The sequence below is a fragment of the Fortiea sp. LEGE XX443 genome (genome assembly GCF_015206815.1).
GTDB lineage: Bacteria > Cyanobacteriota > Cyanobacteriia > Cyanobacteriales > Nostocaceae > Nostoc_B.
This window is the reverse complement of the sequence record NZ_JADEXZ010000022.1, coordinates 32,243-47,665: the sequence shown is the minus strand read 5'-3', so window position 1 is coordinate 47,665 and position 15,423 is coordinate 32,243. Positions and strand designations below refer to the sequence as shown.

14 protein-coding genes and 1 tRNA gene are annotated in these 15,423 nt (G+C 42.2%); 6 read left to right on the top strand and 9 right to left on the bottom strand.

Features of this window, described 5'->3' with window-relative positions:
• Window positions 1–8 precede the first annotated feature (8 nt).
• Window positions 9–890, bottom strand: a complete 882-nt coding sequence (locus IQ259_RS10995) for a hypothetical protein (RefSeq protein WP_193884590.1) — start codon at window positions 888–890, stop codon at window positions 9–11.
• Window positions 891–1,157: 267 nt separating this feature from the next.
• Here IQ259_RS10995 and IQ259_RS10990 point away from each other — a divergent pair, with 267 nt between their 5' ends.
• The 3 genes from IQ259_RS10990 (at window position 1,158) to IQ259_RS10980 (ending at window position 2,514) form a co-directional block, all read left to right on the top strand.
• Entirely contained in the window at window positions 1,158–1,748 is a 591-nt protein-coding gene (locus IQ259_RS10990; protein ID WP_193884588.1) for a hypothetical protein, read from the top strand.
• A 177-nt stretch (window positions 1,749–1,925) separates the two neighbouring features.
• Complete coding sequence (locus IQ259_RS10985; protein ID WP_193884586.1) at window positions 1,926–2,231, top strand: BrnT family toxin; 306 nt, start codon at window positions 1,926–1,928, stop codon at window positions 2,229–2,231.
• Complete coding sequence (locus IQ259_RS10980) at window positions 2,218–2,514, top strand: hypothetical protein (protein WP_193884584.1); 297 nt, start codon at window positions 2,218–2,220, stop codon at window positions 2,512–2,514. Before IQ259_RS10985 ends, IQ259_RS10980 begins: the two co-directional genes overlap by 14 nt.
• Before the next feature lie 552 nt (window positions 2,515–3,066).
• Here the strand turns inward: IQ259_RS10980 and IQ259_RS10975 are convergent.
• Window positions 3,067–3,435 carry a hypothetical protein gene (locus IQ259_RS10975; RefSeq protein ID WP_193884582.1) on the bottom strand — a complete coding sequence of 123 codons (369 nt, stop codon included), beginning with the start codon at window positions 3,433–3,435 and terminating at the stop codon, window positions 3,067–3,069.
• 698 nt (window positions 3,436–4,133) lie between these two features.
• Between IQ259_RS10975 and IQ259_RS10970 the strand changes: the two genes are divergently transcribed.
• A complete protein-coding gene (locus tag IQ259_RS10970) occupies window positions 4,134–6,725 on the top strand; it encodes a tetratricopeptide repeat protein (RefSeq protein ID WP_193884580.1) in 2,592 nt (863 codons plus the stop codon).
• Window positions 6,726–6,864: 139 nt separating this feature from the next.
• Here IQ259_RS10970 and IQ259_RS10965 read toward each other — a convergent pair whose 3' ends face one another.
• The 3 genes from IQ259_RS10965 to IQ259_RS10955 form a co-directional block, all read right to left on the bottom strand.
• A complete protein-coding gene (locus IQ259_RS10965; protein ID WP_193884578.1) occupies window positions 6,865–7,431 on the bottom strand; it encodes a Uma2 family endonuclease in 567 nt (188 codons plus the stop codon).
• Between the two features lie 64 nt (window positions 7,432–7,495).
• The gene (locus tag IQ259_RS10960) at window positions 7,496–8,515 is read right to left on the bottom strand and encodes a glycosyltransferase family 2 protein (RefSeq protein ID WP_193884576.1); all 1,020 of its coding nucleotides are present in this window, start codon (window positions 8,513–8,515) and stop codon (window positions 7,496–7,498) included.
• Between the two features lie 17 nt (window positions 8,516–8,532).
• Window positions 8,533–9,234, bottom strand: coding sequence for a C40 family peptidase (locus IQ259_RS10955; protein WP_193884574.1), 702 nt, complete (start codon window positions 9,232–9,234; stop codon window positions 8,533–8,535).
• Window positions 9,235–9,240: 6 nt separating this feature from the next.
• Between IQ259_RS10955 and IQ259_RS10950 the strand changes: the two genes are divergently transcribed.
• Entirely contained in the window at window positions 9,241–10,179 is a 939-nt protein-coding gene (locus IQ259_RS10950; protein ID WP_193884572.1) for a serine hydrolase, read from the top strand.
• Between the two features lie 125 nt (window positions 10,180–10,304).
• Window positions 10,305–11,102 carry a hypothetical protein gene (locus IQ259_RS10945; protein WP_193884570.1) on the top strand — a complete coding sequence of 266 codons (798 nt, stop codon included), beginning with the start codon at window positions 10,305–10,307 and terminating at the stop codon, window positions 11,100–11,102.
• A 60-nt stretch (window positions 11,103–11,162) separates the two neighbouring features.
• On the opposite strand, the gene IQ259_RS10940 is transcribed toward IQ259_RS10945, so the two are convergent.
• From IQ259_RS10940 to pds, 4 genes are all read right to left on the bottom strand, one after another.
• Window positions 11,163–12,476, bottom strand: a complete 1,314-nt coding sequence (locus IQ259_RS10940) for an ABC transporter substrate-binding protein (protein ID WP_193884568.1) — start codon at window positions 12,474–12,476, stop codon at window positions 11,163–11,165.
• A gap of 189 nt (window positions 12,477–12,665) precedes the next feature.
• Window positions 12,666–12,757, bottom strand: a tRNA-Ser gene (locus IQ259_RS10935).
• A 108-nt stretch (window positions 12,758–12,865) separates the two neighbouring features.
• Window positions 12,866–13,798: a 15-cis-phytoene synthase CrtB gene (gene crtB / locus IQ259_RS10930; RefSeq protein ID WP_193884566.1), complete on the bottom strand. Its 933-nt coding sequence runs from the start codon at window positions 13,796–13,798 to the stop codon at window positions 12,866–12,868.
• Window positions 13,782–15,221 (bottom strand): 15-cis-phytoene desaturase, encoded by a 1,440-nt coding sequence (gene pds / locus IQ259_RS10925; protein ID WP_193884564.1) that lies wholly within the window; start codon window positions 15,219–15,221, stop codon window positions 13,782–13,784. The genes crtB and pds overlap by 17 nt, the downstream gene beginning before the upstream one ends.
• Window positions 15,222–15,423: the final 202 nt, after the last annotated feature.

Below are 15,423 nucleotides of genomic sequence, written 5' to 3'. Positions count from 1 at the left end.
GTCGAGTCTCAAGGAGTCGGGGTTTTAGAAACTTCTGGAGCGCGAATTAGCAAATGTCCTTTATCACTTGTTTGAATAGCGATTACTGCTGGACGGTTATTAGGTGTGGCATTTGGTGGTAAAGTCGGAAACAAATAAATCCAGCCGCCACGTTCTAGAAGTAAGCGCCAAACTCTCGGCTGCTGGGGATTGCTGACATCAGTATCTTCTTTACCGCGTAGGTCTTCAAATAAACCTCTATCTCCAATTATTCTGTAGCCTTTCAATGGCGGATCAGCAAACGCATCATCAAGTTTGCGTCCGGCGACAAACTTTTCTTCTGGGGTAATTAGGGCAATTACGGGTAAGGTAGAATTTTGCCCAGCATCTCGTCGTGCATCGGTAACGCCTTGCCACTGCGCTAACCAAAAGATCACAATTAAAACCCAAGATACAATTACAATTTCATTGACTAGCGATCGCAAAAAATCTACTAAACGCAGCTGTTGAGAACTATAGTTAACCAAAGACTTGAGAAATCTAGCTGTTATTGACCGCTTATTTTGAGTCACACGAATGATGCGATTTGATAAATCTTGGAAGCGGTTAACAAAAAATTCGCTAGAGATTCTAATTAACCACAGTGTAACATTAATAGCGATCGCCGCCAACAAAAAAGCGATCGCAGTTTTGCATATTGCCCAACCATCCCCAAAAAATATTTGTATGGGAACTATGAGAAACGACTGTGCAGGTAAATCTAGGTTAGAAATTTCTAGTTGAAAAAAGTAGAAATATGCCCAACGGTAAATCCACCCTGCAAAGAAAAGAGCCGCACCTATTAAACCAATTACACTAGTAAACTTACCTAAAATATTTGGATCTGAGGTTGTGTTGGGGTTTGAAGTCACAGAAGCACTCCAAGGGATAATTAGACACACAAATCATCTGATCCCCCTAAATCCCCCTTAAAAAGGGGGACTTCAAGAGTCCGATTCCCCCCTTTTGAAGGGGCTAAGGGGGATCAAAACCTTAACGGAACTCTATTGAACCATAAACAACAAAAAACACCATAATTTCTTAAATAAAACAATTTATCTTCCGTTATTTTACGGAAATTTGCTAAATAATAAAGAAGTTAAACAAAGGATTAATACATAAATAACCGTGTTAAGACTATGACAACTGTTTTTAAGGTGATATTTGCCGGAGTATTGGGAACAGGAGCATTGCTGGCAGGAAATACAATATCTGCGATCGCCAAGGAAGTCAAGACAGGAAATTTGTTAGTAGCACAAGCACCAGTTAAATTACAGGCTATAGCATTGCCAATAGCCTTACCAGATTTTGCAGATATTTCTTTAAAAGGAGGAGAATCCCTCAGCGGTAGGGTAATTGAAGTAGACGCTCAAGGACAAACATTAACAATTCAGCGTAGTAGCAAAACCCGCTCCATTCCTTTAGGTAAAATTGAAAAAGTAAAGTTCAAAAATGCGTCTACTTACATAAGCCGCGTCCCTCCAATTATTCGGGGTGAACCCAAACGCCCTACAGGTAAACAAGTAACTTGGAATGGTGTCCCTGTAGATACTTTTAAAATCAAAAATCCAGCTAAAGGTGAAGCAGAAGTTACCTTGGCTCCCCCTGTAGTTTCCCGTGCAGAGTTGTTAGGTATTAAATCAGTAGCTAAAGATAGGCAATATGTAGTAGATCAACTCCAGTTTGATCCGCAAAAAAGAACAATGACTATTCAGGCAACACCTTATTAACACTATTGTAGGTTGGGTTGACGTAAGGAAACCCAACACCAATATCTATCTTGAGTTTCCCAGATCCATGTTGGGTTGCGCTGCGCTACCCTACGAAAACGCCTGCCGTAGGATGCCCTTAGGGCTGTAAGGCAAACACTCAACCTATGTCTAATACTATGACGATAAAATAAACGCATGGATATTGTTTATCGCCTACAAGGTGTTGAATTTGAGTGGGATAGCAATAAAGCCCGAAGCAACATCGAAAAACATGACATTACTTTTGAAGAAGCCGCAGAGGTTTTCTTTGATCCTTTCTATCAAACCGGCGATGCAAATCCTATCAATACTACTAGTAGCGAACAACGGGCTTTTATCATTGGGTATTCTCTTGAACAACGCTTGTTGCTTGTTGTCTATGTAGAACGTGGATTACGAAACCGGATCATTTCCGCTCGTCTAGCAACTCGTACAGAAAGAAAGCTTTATGAACAACCCTGAAGAAGAATTTACATTACAACTGCGTCCACGCTCACATGAAACAGTATCTTTAGAAATCCCTAAAGATACCTTAGAATCGCTCAAAAAAATAGCAGACAGTCGAGACATGTCTTGTGAGGCATTACTTAAATTTTATATTGGGCAAGGTTTACGCCAAGATGTAGCTAAGTTATTTTCTAACCGCGTGCTAGAGGCTACTGCTCAAGTTCTGGCACGACATATTCAATCAGAAGCAGAAATTTCAGAGATTTTACAAGAAATTAGCTCTCAAACTAATTGTTAGTGCGATCGCCTCATTCTTTTAATAGAACTTACGCAAAAATAACGTAACTCTACAAAAAAGAACAATGACAATTCAAGCAACACCTTATTAAATCAGTGAACAGTGAACAGTGAACAGTTATTAGTCCAGTAGGGTGCATTAGGCGACAGCCGTAACTCACCGAGATATTTGGTGATGCTTTACGCTGACGCTAACACATCCTAAATATCTATCTTGAGTTTCCCAGATCCATGTTGGGTTGCGCTGCGCTTTAGCCAACCTACGTTTAATACTTTAAAACCTTAAATTTTTTGTTCAAAATTAGGAGGATTTAAGCCCCTCTCCGATGCGGAGCTACGATGTACACACAAGTCTAAAAATCCTACTCTGCTTCGTTTTCATCTGGTAGGGTGCGTTATGGACGACAGTCCTAACGCACCGAAAATCTTCGATGGTGCGTTAGCCAGAGGCATAACACACCCTACAAAAAACAATTTTGGGGTGATTAGATAATTTGTGTGTACACGGTAGCCGATGCGGAGAGGGGTTGGGGAGAGGTTCATCAAACTCACGTTAGCTTGAGGTAGTAGTTAAAACCATGCTTTGACGCATTGCACGCTTACGATCGCTTTTTCGAGTACCTCCAGCCATTTGATACTCATGACTATTATTGCCAAACTTATAAGCAATTCCACGCAAAACATTTTCAGAATAATCTGCTAAATGTTCTTCATTTTCCACAATCTGGGTTAATAAAGCATCAATATTAGAGAGGGTGGTATTGTACGCCTCCAGTAATTGTCGCATCTTTTCAATTTTCTCAGTATAATCTGTGACTGTTAATCCTTCTCCTACATCTAGCGCAGGACTGATAGCTTTAATACTTGCTAGACGCATTTCGGCTTTGTCGAGAATACGTGAAGTGCGCTTTCTTCTTGACATAATTAATACTCATTTTTTGAATTTATCCTTACTCTATGGTGGACAATTGTATAAAAAGTTGCCATACGTAAAATTATTGATTTTTGTTAAATAACCAATGTTAAAGCGGAAACTGCTACAGATTGAGGGAAACACGGAAATGTTAAAGCGGAAGTTACTTCAAGGAAAGCAAAAGTTACTTCCGGGAAAGTAGAAGTTACTTCCGGGAAAGCGAAAGTTATTTCAAGGAAAACGGAAGTTACTTCCGGGAAAGCAAAAGTTACTTCAAGGAAAGCGGAAGTTACTTCAGAGAAAGCAAAACACTGAGGGAGATATGATTACCTTACCTAGCATTAAATTTGAGTTTGCGATGCCTGCGGCGGGCATAGCCATCGCCCTACTATAGAAGAATGTAGTGTTTGCAACAGTGCGATCGCTTGATTATTTGTAGAAGATCCCCCTAAATCCCCCTTAAAAAGGGGGACTTTAAGAGGATTATTAGCCCCCCTTTTTAATACCATTTCACGAAAAAGATGATACGGATTTAAATCCTGAAAGCCTTGCTGCATCTAAGCTTTTTAATTGCGAATTGCGAATTGCGAATTGTGAATTGATATAAGGGGGGTTGGGGGGGATCTCAAATCTTCCGCCACCAACAAGCAAACTTTAAAAACATCCTCTAAACTTCTCAATTTTCCCAAACCAAATCAAATTGCTATATGCAAAAAATTCTTACCAGTGTATTAGCTGCGTGTGTTTACTTAACTCCCCTAACAGTAACGCTCATAACTCAACCCAGTTGGGGAGAAACAAAAAAAAACCAAGCAGAAACAGCCACAAAACTACTAGAACAGGCGATACAAAAGGGACGACAACAAGAATATCAACAAGCCATACCCATATTCCAGCAAGTTTTGGTTATAGTACGAGAACAAAAAGACCAAAAACTTGAAGCACTTGTACTCAATGAGCTAGGGTTTTGCTACAACGCATTAGGAGAAAAGCAGAAAGCCCTGTCATCTTACAACCAAGCTCTGCTCCTATATCGTGCCGTGGGCGATCGCGCGGGGGAAGCCACTACTCTCAATAATATTGGTGCAGTCTACAACGCATTAGGAGAAAAGCAGCAGGCATTGTCATTTTACAACCAAGCTCTGCCCCTAATTCGTGCGGTGGGCGATCGCTCTAGGAAAGCCACTACTCTCAATAACATTGGTCTAGTCTACTCCGATTTAGGAGAAAAGCAGCAAGCCCTGTCATTTTTCAACCAAGCTCTGCCCCTATGGCGTGCAGTGGGCAATCGCGCGAGGGAAGCCGGAACTCTCAATAACATTGGCTCAGTCTACAACGCATTAGGAGAAAAGCAGAAAGCCCTGTCATCTTACAACCAAGCCCTTCCCCTATCTCGTGCGGTGGGCGATCGCTCTGGGGAAGCTGTTACTCTCCATAACATTGGTACAGTCTACTGGGCATTAGGAGAAAAGCAGCAAGCCCTGTCATTTTACAACCAAGCTCTGCCCCTGTATCGTGCCGTGGGCAATCGCTCTGGCATTGCTACTACTTTCAGTGGCATTGGTTTAGTCTACTCCGATTTAGGACAAAAACAGCAAGCATTGTCATTTTACAACCAAGCTCTGACCCTGTGGCGTGCGGTGGGTGATCGCTCCGGGGAAGCTACTACTCTCAATAACATTGGTGTAGTCTACTCAGATTTAGGAGAAAAGGAGAAAGCACTAAAATTTTACAACCAAGCTCTGCCCCTCAGACGTGCCGTGGGCGATCGCTTTGGGGAAGCTAATACTTTGGGTCATAGAGGTATATTGTTTCATAATACAAATCGACCCAGTAAAGCCATTACTGATTTAGAAAAATTTCTGCAAATCAACTTAGAAATACGCCGAAGTTTACAGCAAGAAAATCGCCAAAAGTTTTTACAGCAAAATGACTGGAGTGCTGCTTTAGTCAATGTCTTAATTGATCAAAAGAAATATGACCAAGCTTTTGCCTGGGTTAACCTGTTCAGCACTACTGATTTAGCTGACTACAATCGTTTAATTAATGCCAAAGTTGCTAACCCCCAAACCCAACAAGCTATTAATAATTGGAATTTAAAAAATCAACAACTAGAAGCTCAACGACAACAACTGCAAAATAACTTTTCCGCAGATGTCGCCCAAAAATTTCGCCAATTAGAAACACAAGTCTATCAGCAAGCCACAGAAATATCTCGCCAATTTCCCGAAGTTGCCGAACTCTTTGAAACCACACCTGCCGATATTGACCAGCTTAAATCATCCATTCCCGCCGATACAGTAGTAATTCAACCTGTCTTGTTGACCAATTTGGAAAGTATACCAAAGTCTTTAGCAATATTTATCTTAACTAAAAATAAAGTAACCGTTATTAAAACATTAATCAAACCTGATGAATTTGATCAACTGCTCACCCAATATCTAGAGCAAGTAGAAAATGACGGTGATCCTGACTACGCAGAAAATAGCGTTAAATTATATGATATTCTGATTCGACCTGTAGAAGCTGAAATCCAAAAATTGCAACCCAAGCAATTAAGCATCATCGCCACAGGCAAACTCCGCTATCTTCCTTTTGAAACCCTCCGCGACAGCAAAACTGAAAAATATTTAATCCAGAAATATCCCGTCAATTATCTCACTCGCATTTCCACAAGCTCTTTAGGTTCACTAAAAGAAACTACAAACCAATTACCAAAAGTCTTAGCATTTGGTAATCCCGTATCTCGTGATCCACAAAATTTACCAGGCGCAGAAATAGAAGTCAACGAAATCACAAAGAAATTATCAGGAAGTGAGGCTTATCTTGGTAATAAAGCCACTTTAGCAAATTTCAAAAATCAAGCCTTACGTTTTAATTTAGTCCATTTAGCAACTCACGGCTGCTTCCAAAATACCGACTGTAAAGAATTAAATTTAAAAAATAACTCATTGCTGTTTGCCGATACACAGTTTAACATTGCTGATGCGGCATTTTTAGGTTTAAAAGGTACACAATTATTAACCCTTAGTGCTTGTCAAACTGCCAAAAAAATTGATGATAAAGGCGTAGGCATTGCTGGTGTTGCCTATATATTTGAACGTGCTGGTGCTAAAGCAGTAATGGCGAGTTTGTGGGCGGTTGAAGACGAATCAACCCAAAAACTCATGGTTGATTTTTATGCAAATCTCCAGCAAGGCATGAGTAAAGGAGAAGCACTACAAAAAGCCAAGTTAAAGCAAATTGACCGTCATCCCTTTTATTGGTCGCCATTTGTCATCATTGGCGACGCACGGTGAATATAGTAGGAAACAGGTGACATGTGATAGTCCAATAGTGGACTGTCACAGCTAAGTTTCTTAACTACGAATTGCGTTAGCGTTCGCGCAGCGTCTCGTAGAGAGGAACGAGCGTCATTGCAAATTGGTATCAGCATTATTAAAACACTACATCTTCGTAAAGTTCTGCTATTGTTGCCTCAAAATTAATACTATTGAGTCGAAAATATTTTTCTTGGGATGTGTATGTTTGTAAAACCCACAAGCCATCATCATTACGTCGAAAACATTCAACTCGCTGGCGTTTGGTGTTAATTAAAACGTATTCTTTTAAGCTTTCTAGTGCTTGGTAATCAGCGAATTTATCACCCCTGTCAAAGGCTTCAGTCGAGTCAGATAAAACTTCAACAATTAAACAGGGAAATCTTTTATGTACGGGTGTTTCTTGATCTCTTGAATCGCAAGTCACCATAACATCAGGATAATAGTATCGATTCAAAGATTCAATTCGAGCTTTCATATCAGCAATGTAAACACGGCAGCCAGAACCACGCACATGACTCCGCAGAAGTGTGGCAAGGTTGAGAGCGATGGTAACATGAGGATCACTTGCTCCAGCCATTGCGTAAATGTAGCCGTTGATGTACTCATGTTTAATGGAGCTTGTTTCCTCCATTTGCAGATATTCGTCGGGTGTGAAATAGTTGGGTTGAGAGGAGGCTATCATAAGAAGTCAAAAGGCAAAAGGCAAAAAAAGAAAAACCTACAATTAATTTTAATGATGAATTACATCAAGTTCGGGTATTTTTGTTTTCAATTACTTCCCGTACTCGATAAATAGGTCGTCCTTGGGATTCATGGTAGGTACGCATCAGTAACTCTGCTAACAAACCAAAGCAAAACAACTGTACTCCAGTCACCAACAACAGAACTGCCAAAATCAACAACGGGCGATTACCAATCATCTCACCCATCGCCAACTTGACAAAGGTCAAATAAATTCCTATCCCTACGCCCACAGCCATCGAACTCAAACCCAGCAACCCAAAAACGTGCATCGGGCGGGTGAGGAACTTTTTCATAAACAAAATAGTTAACAAATCCATTAACACCCGAAAAGTCCGCGATATCCCATATTTACTGCGACCAAATTTGCGGGCGTGGTGACGCACAGGCATTTCTGTAATTCTTGCCCCTTCAATATAAGCCAGTGCCGGTAAAAATCGGTGTAATTCGCCGTAAAGATTCATATCTGCCACCAATTCTGCCCGATAGGCTTTCAGGGAACAACCATAGTCATGAATATACACGCTAGTTGTGCGCCGAATTAGCCAGTTGGCAATTTTAGAAGGAAGTAAACGATTAACCGCGCCATCTTGGCGTTTTTGTCGCCAACCGCTGACCAAATCGTAGCCATCATCCAACTTCGCTAATAACATTGGGATATCAGCGGGATCATTTTGCAGGTCAGCATCTAAAGTTACAATTGCCTTACCAACTGCATAGTTAAACCCAGCAGACATCGCTGCGGTTTGTCCGTAATTGCGCCGCAGAATCACCGCTTTTAAATCAGTGCGGATTTGTGCTTGTTGTTTGAGAAATTCCGCAGAACCATCAGTTGAACCATCATCCACACAGATGATTTCATAATTGATCTGATTATCAGATAAAGTAGATGCGATCGCCTCTAGTAAATGTGGCAAACTTTCCACCTCATCACGCACCGGTACAACCACCGACACATCTGGTACACTTGCCGAAATTGCCCCATTTTCCTGACCCATTCCTTCTGAAATCAACCCACTCCTCATAACCCTCTGCACCCTCTCTATCTCTGTGGTTCGTAACTCTTCACAACTCTGCCAGCACCTCGCAGTTGCTGATAATATGACCGACTCACCGCATCTCCCTGTTCCGAGAGAATGTCAATCCCAATCCCATTACGTCCTTGAGTTGCACCAGAACTGTGGATGTAAGCCCCATCACCCAAATAAAGCCCGACATGGGTAGCTTTTTCAGGTGTCCCAAAAAACACCAAATCCCCTGGCTGTAATTCTTCTAAGGTGATTGCTTGGACAAAAGCTTCTTGCTGATAAGCATCTCTTGGTAGCCAAATCCCCACCGATACAAACGCCGCCTGCATCAAACCAGAACAATCGTAATTCGGCCCCACTGTACCACCCCAAAGATACTCATTAGATTGCTCCATAGCTTTTTGGGTAAAAGCGATAACCTTAGGAAGCAGTTTTTTAATTTCAGTTTCCGCAAATGTTGCAGCTTGATAATGTACAGTAGCAGGTTGTAATAAACCCAAATCCAAAAACGACACCCAGCCTGGATAATCATCCTCACACAAATACACCTCAACTGCTGTATCTTGATGATTTGATGTTACCCGCAAATGTCGCCCAACAGCAGCCTGAGTTGCCAAGCGCGTACATGCAGGAGAATCATATAAGTTGAGTTCAGCGAGACATTGGTATTTATCTACGGTCAAATTTAGGATTTGGGATTCTGAATTAGAGAGCATTATTCAATGGTTTTTTTTAGAAAAGACGAACAACTAGAGAATTTGGGTAATGACATTTTAGAGGCAACCTGGGCAGCATTTCCGACATTAGCTCAAAATCAAATTGCTCTGACTTGGATTGTCTACGATCCGCCAGTACCCGTAAATACTGGTGGCGCTTTAACTCCAGATGCCTTTTGGAATCACCCAGTCCGTGGTTTCACGTATCGTGGTGTTGAACGGATTTATCCCGCGAGTGTGGTTAAGTTATTTTACTTGGTAGCAGTAAATGAATGGTTAGAAAAAGGCATGATCCAAACCTCTAAGGAATTGGAGCGAGCCTTGGGCGATATGATAATTGATTCTAGTAACGATGCCACAAGTTTAGTTGTAGATATTTTGACTGGTACTACTTCCGGGCCAGAGTTACCACCAGGGCCATTTGAAACTTGGAAGCAACAGCGTCATATTGTCAACCGTTACTACCAGTCTTTGGGTTGGGAAGAGATGGAGACGATAAATGTTTGTCAAAAAACTTGGTGTGATGGCCCTTATGGAAGGGAACGGGCATTTTATGGAGAGACGTTTGATAATCGCAATATGTTAACGACAAATGCGATCGCGCGTTTGCTACATAGTATCGTAGGTGGTGTAGCAGTTGCGAGTGGGCGATCGCAAGCAATGATGAATTTGCTCAAACGCAGTCTTAACCCTGATGATTTACCTAAAAATGTCGAAGAAGACCAAATCACAGGTTTTTTAGGCGGTGCTTTACCTCAACAAGCCCAAATTTGGTCAAAGGCTGGTTGGACAAGTCAAGTTCGTCATGATGCAGCATATATTGAGATACTTAATCAGCGTCCCTACTTATTAATTGTTTTTACTGAAGGTAAAGCCAACGCCAACAACCGCGATATCTTACCCTTTGTATCAAGACTAGTTGCGGAAGCCGTTAGCAATCTTTAAAGTTTTCATTACTCCCAATTGTGAATTCTCAATACCTACGTCCTTCTCAGGATGTAGGAAAGAATTTTCTGATGTTAAAGTCAAAATTCGCAATTTATTGCAGTAATATTCTGTTAGGAGTGAATGTGAATACTATTTTTCTTCATAAAGATGTTGTTTTTTTACCAGGTTTAGTTACTTTTGCTGTCTTGACCTCTGGTTTTTCCGCTATGGCTCAGACAGTAGACACAGCAAATACTCAGCAGTTAACTGAGTCTGCTGTCACCGCAGCGTCTCCCAATCAGTTAAATCCTGAAGTAGAGATGACAAAGCAAAATTTTTCTCCTTTACCATCAGCAGATTTAACTACATTCCAGCAATTGCCCAGTGCTTACCCATACCTCACACCTATGCCTGGAACAGTAGCGACCTCATCAGATGCACTTGTTCCTGAGTCTTTTGAATCTACTGCTCAACCATCGGATGTAAAAGTTGCCCAATCAGATATTATTGATGTCGGTAGACCTACCCGTGGTGGCAGAAGTTATATCGGTATTGGCGCTAATATTGGTTTAAGTGGCGGAGATTCATCTTTAGGAGATGGCAACTTTGCAGTTCTGAGTAAGGTGGGATTAACAAATACTTTCTCTGTCAGACCATCAGCTGTGTTTGGTAACAATGTTACAATTCTGGTTCCCGTTACCTACGACTTTTCTCTGCAACAAGACCCTTTTAGCGAGCCTTTAGCCATTGCTCCTTACGTAGGAGTTGGTGCAGCCATTACCACTGGCAATAATTCACAAGTGGCTTTCTTGGTATCTGGTGGTGTTGATGTACCCATCACCTCGCAATTTACAGCCACAGCTGCTGTAAATGCCGGATTTTTTGACCAAACTGATGTGGGTTTGTTGATAGGAATCGGTTACAATTTCACCGGCTTCTAATTACTTAATTTAAAAGCTAAAAGGCAAAAGAAAGAATTCTTTCTTTTGCCTTTTTAAGGATTACTTAGGCGTAACTTTGTCAATCACGCTAATTTTACCGTCATCTCCTACCGTCCAAACATCATAAACACCGAGGACATCACCGTTAGCATCAACATCCACGTTTCCACTAGCACCTTGGTAGTTAATCGGTTTACCTTCTCGGAGTAACTTTAACCCTTCACAGACATCACTAACATCTGTACCCGGGCCAGCCGCAACTTCACGAATTTTACTAGAGATGCCGACACCTGTGTTATCTTTAGCGGCTTGGGCTGCCAAAACTAGTAATGCAGCAGCATCCCAAGCTTGTGGCGCATATTCTCCCGGTGAACCACCTTTTTTCTCTTTCCACAATTGGTTAAAAGCTTCTAAGGCTTTGCCATCGGAACCAGGTACTGTACCTAGCGCTCCCGTTAAGATATATTTGCGATCGCTACCTTTACCTACTTGTTCTGGGAACGTGGGTGATTTCACGCCATCTGTCAGCAGAACTTGTACTCCTTTAGTTAAACCTTGTTGATAAGCAGCTTTCAGGAGTAGACTACCTGTTTCAGCGTAGAGTACCGCCACTACTACATCTGGCTTACCAGCAAAAGCAGCCGCTGCTTCAGTGTCAAAAGTTTGGGCTTTGGGGTCGTAACGGACAGGTTTGCTTTTATTAACTACAGTGCCACCTAATTTTTCAAAAGTTTCTACAAATGCTTTTTCAAAGCCAACACCATAATCGTTGTTAATGACAACTGTTGAAACTCGTTTAAAACCTTTTTTGTTAGCTAATTGAGCTAAGGCTAGTGCTTGATAAGTATCGGGGGGAGCAGTCCGCGCCCAAAACCCTTTAAAGTCACCTTTTTTTGCTTTATCTGTAAATACAGGACTAGTGCTACCAGGGGACACCAGCATAACTTTATTTGGTACAGCAACGGAAACCGCCGCGGTAGAAACACTACTAGCAAAAGAGCCAACTACACCAGCAACTTTATCTAATGTCGCCAGTTTGGTCATACCAGAAGCACCAACTTTAGGGTCGGTTTGGTCGTCTACTTCTACAAGTGTGACATTTTTGCCGTTGACTCCTCCACAAGCATTAACGGTATCAACAAGCAAAGGTACAGAGCCTACCATCTGCTGTCCGATGGAAGCTAAGTCACCGGTTGTGGGTAGTAGAGTCCCAATTTTTAATCCGTCAGAACTATTTGTTGAAGTAGTTGAGTTTGCTGTTGGGGATGCAGTACTTGTGGTGTTGGTGGTATTAGCGTTATCACAAGCTGCCATCAGAAAACCTGTGACAATGGTAGCGACACTCAAGGCTAGGGGAGCAATAATTCTCGGCATAATTTACTTTCACTCCTGTGATGTTCAGGAGCCTGAAAGTAAGATTCAAACTATGTTTCAGGTTAGCTCGATCTTAACAGACTCCAAATGATAAATAATAGCATCTACCACAAGGAGTAACAGTGTAGTTCTAAATTTAATATTTTTTATATAGTATCCAGGGCTGAGTTGGATTTACTCGTTGGAAAACGGAGAGGGAGGGATTCGAACCCTCGGTACGGAGTTGCCTGCCGTACAACAGATTAGCAATCTGCCGCTTTCGACCACTCAGCCACCTCTCCAGGGTCACGAATATCTATGGTAGCAGTTTTTTGGAAAAAGTCAAATATTTTTAGTCCATAGTCATTGGTCAAGAGGTATTGCTGTTGACTGTTGACTATGGACTAATTTTATAAGACTTGCGATCGCATCCATGCCACGGGTAAAGTTGATACCTTTTGCCATTGGGGGACGAAGGCGCGTTGATTGAACACATCATAATCGTTGCGCTCAATCACTTTTAAAATTTGACTGTAGTGCATTAGTGCTGCCCAAACAGGCCAGCGGGCATCAGAAGATAGGTAGGATATGCCTCTTTCTGCCTTGCGATAAAATTGTTCTGCCCTAGCAATTTGGAAGCGCATGAGAGAACGCCAGCGCTCATCTATTACACCCTTTAACAAGTCTTGCTCTGTGTAGTTAAATCTTGCCAAATCTTCCAAGGGAATATAAATTCGCCCCCGCAGTGCATCTTCGCCTACATCTCTGAGGATGTTAGTCAGTTGTTTAGCGATTCCTAAAGCAATTTCTTCTTGAGTGGGAGTATAAGGCTGTTGTTTACGGTTCCACGGAGCGGTATTTCTGGTGTTATCCAACCCCATAATTGCCGTTGACATCAAGCCTACAGTACCGGCGACACGATAACAGTAGAGGTATAACTCCTCAAAAGTTTCGTAACGACTGCGGTATAAGTCCATACGCTGTCCGGCAATCATATCCCGAAAAGGCTGAATGTCCATTGGAAAGCGTTGGACAGTATCTGCCAAAGCTACATCATAATTTTCTACTGGGTGTCCAGCAAAAACTGACTCTAGCTGCTGCTCCCATTGATCTAGAGTTTCTGATGTGGTAAGAGCAGATGCAGGGCCATCCACTAATTCATCTGTACGGCGACACCAAGCATAAATTGCCCAAACAGCAGGGCGTTTTTCTTTACTCAAAAGCAAAGTACTCAGGTAAAAAGTCGCGGAGTACTTGGCTATAAGTTGCCGACAAAGTTTGTATGACTCGTCTACAGAGACCAGCGTTTTCATGCACGGGGGGGAATCAGGCAGTTGCAGCATTCGTTGCAGGCGGTCGGGTTAGCGTTTGCAAGGTTGAGGCATTGGCCTCTGGCAGCGATTCACAAATCGCCTGCGCTGTTAGCTTACCAGAAAGTACGGCCCCTTCCATACTGCCAAGGTAGCGCTGCATGGTGTAACTTCCACTCAGAAAGAAGTTGGCTATGGGAGTTTTTTGGGGCGGACGGTACTGTTGACGACCTGGGGTCGCTTTGTAAACTGAACGCGGCGTTTTCACTACATGATATTTCAGCAATGTTGCTGGATTGTCTTTCCCAAAGTGGTCGGGGAAGAGTTTTTCCAACTCGGTCATAGTTGCAGCAACAATATCCTCGTCAGATTTGCTAATCCAATCTTTAGCTGGAGCCAGAACTAATTCGAGCATTGAGCGATCAGGGTTAGCATATTCACGACAAGTGTTACTCATATCAGCATAAACGCTGAGGAGGGGCGATCGCGAAAATAATAGTTGATCAATGTTGGTTAATTTTCGATCAAACCATAACTGTATGTTAATCACTGGCACGCCTTCTAAACCTTCTAGCTTTTGGAAAAACTCCATTTGCTTCCAAGGTTCTGGCAACATGACTTTCAATGGGTCAACTGACATAGCTGATACGTAAAAGTCTGCTGTCACAACTTCATCTGGTTCGCCATTTAACCCGCGCAGCAAAAATCCTTTGACTGTACCATCAAAGTTGAGCAAAATCTCTTTTAAAGGTGCGTTCAGCCTGACTTCTCCACCACGTTCGGTAATGTAATCAACGATAGGTTGACAGAGCCGTTCTGTAGGTGAACCGTCCAAAAAGGCGATTTTGGAGCCGTATCGTTCTTGCAGAAAACGATTTAGAGCAGTTAATAAAATTGTGGATGAAACTTCATCGGGGTTGATAAAGGTTAAGGCTTTAGAAGCAGCAATAAACACGTCGCTTGCTACTCGCTCCCCAACACCTTGTCTTTTCAGCCATTCCAAAAAGCTGTACTTGTCCATCTCTTCGACATACTTTTGACCGCGAATTATAGCTGGAAGCAGGCCAATAGCGAACCGAATCTTCTGCTCCCAAGTCAGCATATCGTTGTTGCGGAGAATTGAAGCAATGATGTTAAACGGAGATGGAATATCAGGAACATCAAAACGTGAGAGTGTTCCGGGTTTTTCTGGTTGATTAAAAATTAGTGTATGCTCTTTCCATTGGAGGCGGTCTTCAATGCCTAACTCCTTGAGTAATTGCAGCATATTGGGGTATGCCCCAAAGAAGGCGTGTAACCCGGTTTCGTACCAGTCGCCGTCAGAGTCTTTCCACGCCGCTACAAGGCCACCCAGTACGTCCCGACGCTCTAAGACAATGGGAGTGTAACCTGCATCCGTGAGATATTTCGCGCAGGAAAGTCCTGCTAGACCAGCGCCAGCGATCGCTACTCGCATTTAAACCTACTATTGTTCAATACTTTTTCATCATTTTTCCGTTCTCATTATACGTTGCAATCCGTTACATTTGGCAGTAATTGTGCGATCGCTGGTCTAAAAACTTTCGTAACACGGAATTTTCTTAGTTGATAGGTGTAGGTTTTTTACACTTTGTCCCTAATTTTAGGTTGTAGAGGTATAAGGGTATGTAGGAGGAAAA

What these genes read in the sequence shown, in the direction of transcription:
- IQ259_RS10990 (WP_193884588.1), top strand. Translation starts at nt 1,158, where the DNA reads ATGACAACTGTTTTTAAGGTGATATTTGCCGGAGTATTGGGAACAGGA.
- IQ259_RS10985 (WP_193884586.1), top strand. Translation starts at nt 1,926, where the DNA reads ATGGATATTGTTTATCGCCTACAAGGTGTTGAATTTGAGTGGGATAGC.
- IQ259_RS10980 (WP_193884584.1), top strand. Translation starts at nt 2,218, where the DNA reads ATGAACAACCCTGAAGAAGAATTTACATTACAACTGCGTCCACGCTCA.
- IQ259_RS10975 (WP_193884582.1), bottom strand. Translation starts at nt 3,435, where the DNA reads ATGTCAAGAAGAAAGCGCACTTCACGTATTCTCGACAAAGCCGAAATG.
- IQ259_RS10970 (WP_193884580.1), top strand. Translation starts at nt 4,134, where the DNA reads ATGCAAAAAATTCTTACCAGTGTATTAGCTGCGTGTGTTTACTTAACT.
- IQ259_RS10965 (WP_193884578.1), bottom strand. Translation starts at nt 7,431, where the DNA reads ATGATAGCCTCCTCTCAACCCAACTATTTCACACCCGACGAATATCTG.
- IQ259_RS10960 (WP_193884576.1), bottom strand. Translation starts at nt 8,515, where the DNA reads ATGAGGAGTGGGTTGATTTCAGAAGGAATGGGTCAGGAAAATGGGGCA.
- IQ259_RS10955 (WP_193884574.1), bottom strand. Translation starts at nt 9,234, where the DNA reads ATGCTCTCTAATTCAGAATCCCAAATCCTAAATTTGACCGTAGATAAA.
- IQ259_RS10950 (WP_193884572.1), top strand. Translation starts at nt 9,241, where the DNA reads ATGGTTTTTTTTAGAAAAGACGAACAACTAGAGAATTTGGGTAATGAC.
- IQ259_RS10940 (WP_193884568.1), bottom strand. Translation starts at nt 12,476, where the DNA reads ATGCCGAGAATTATTGCTCCCCTAGCCTTGAGTGTCGCTACCATTGTC.
- crtB (WP_193884566.1), bottom strand. Translation starts at nt 13,798, where the DNA reads ATGCTGCAACTGCCTGATTCCCCCCCGTGCATGAAAACGCTGGTCTCT.
- pds (WP_193884564.1), bottom strand. Translation starts at nt 15,221, where the DNA reads ATGCGAGTAGCGATCGCTGGCGCTGGTCTAGCAGGACTTTCCTGCGCG.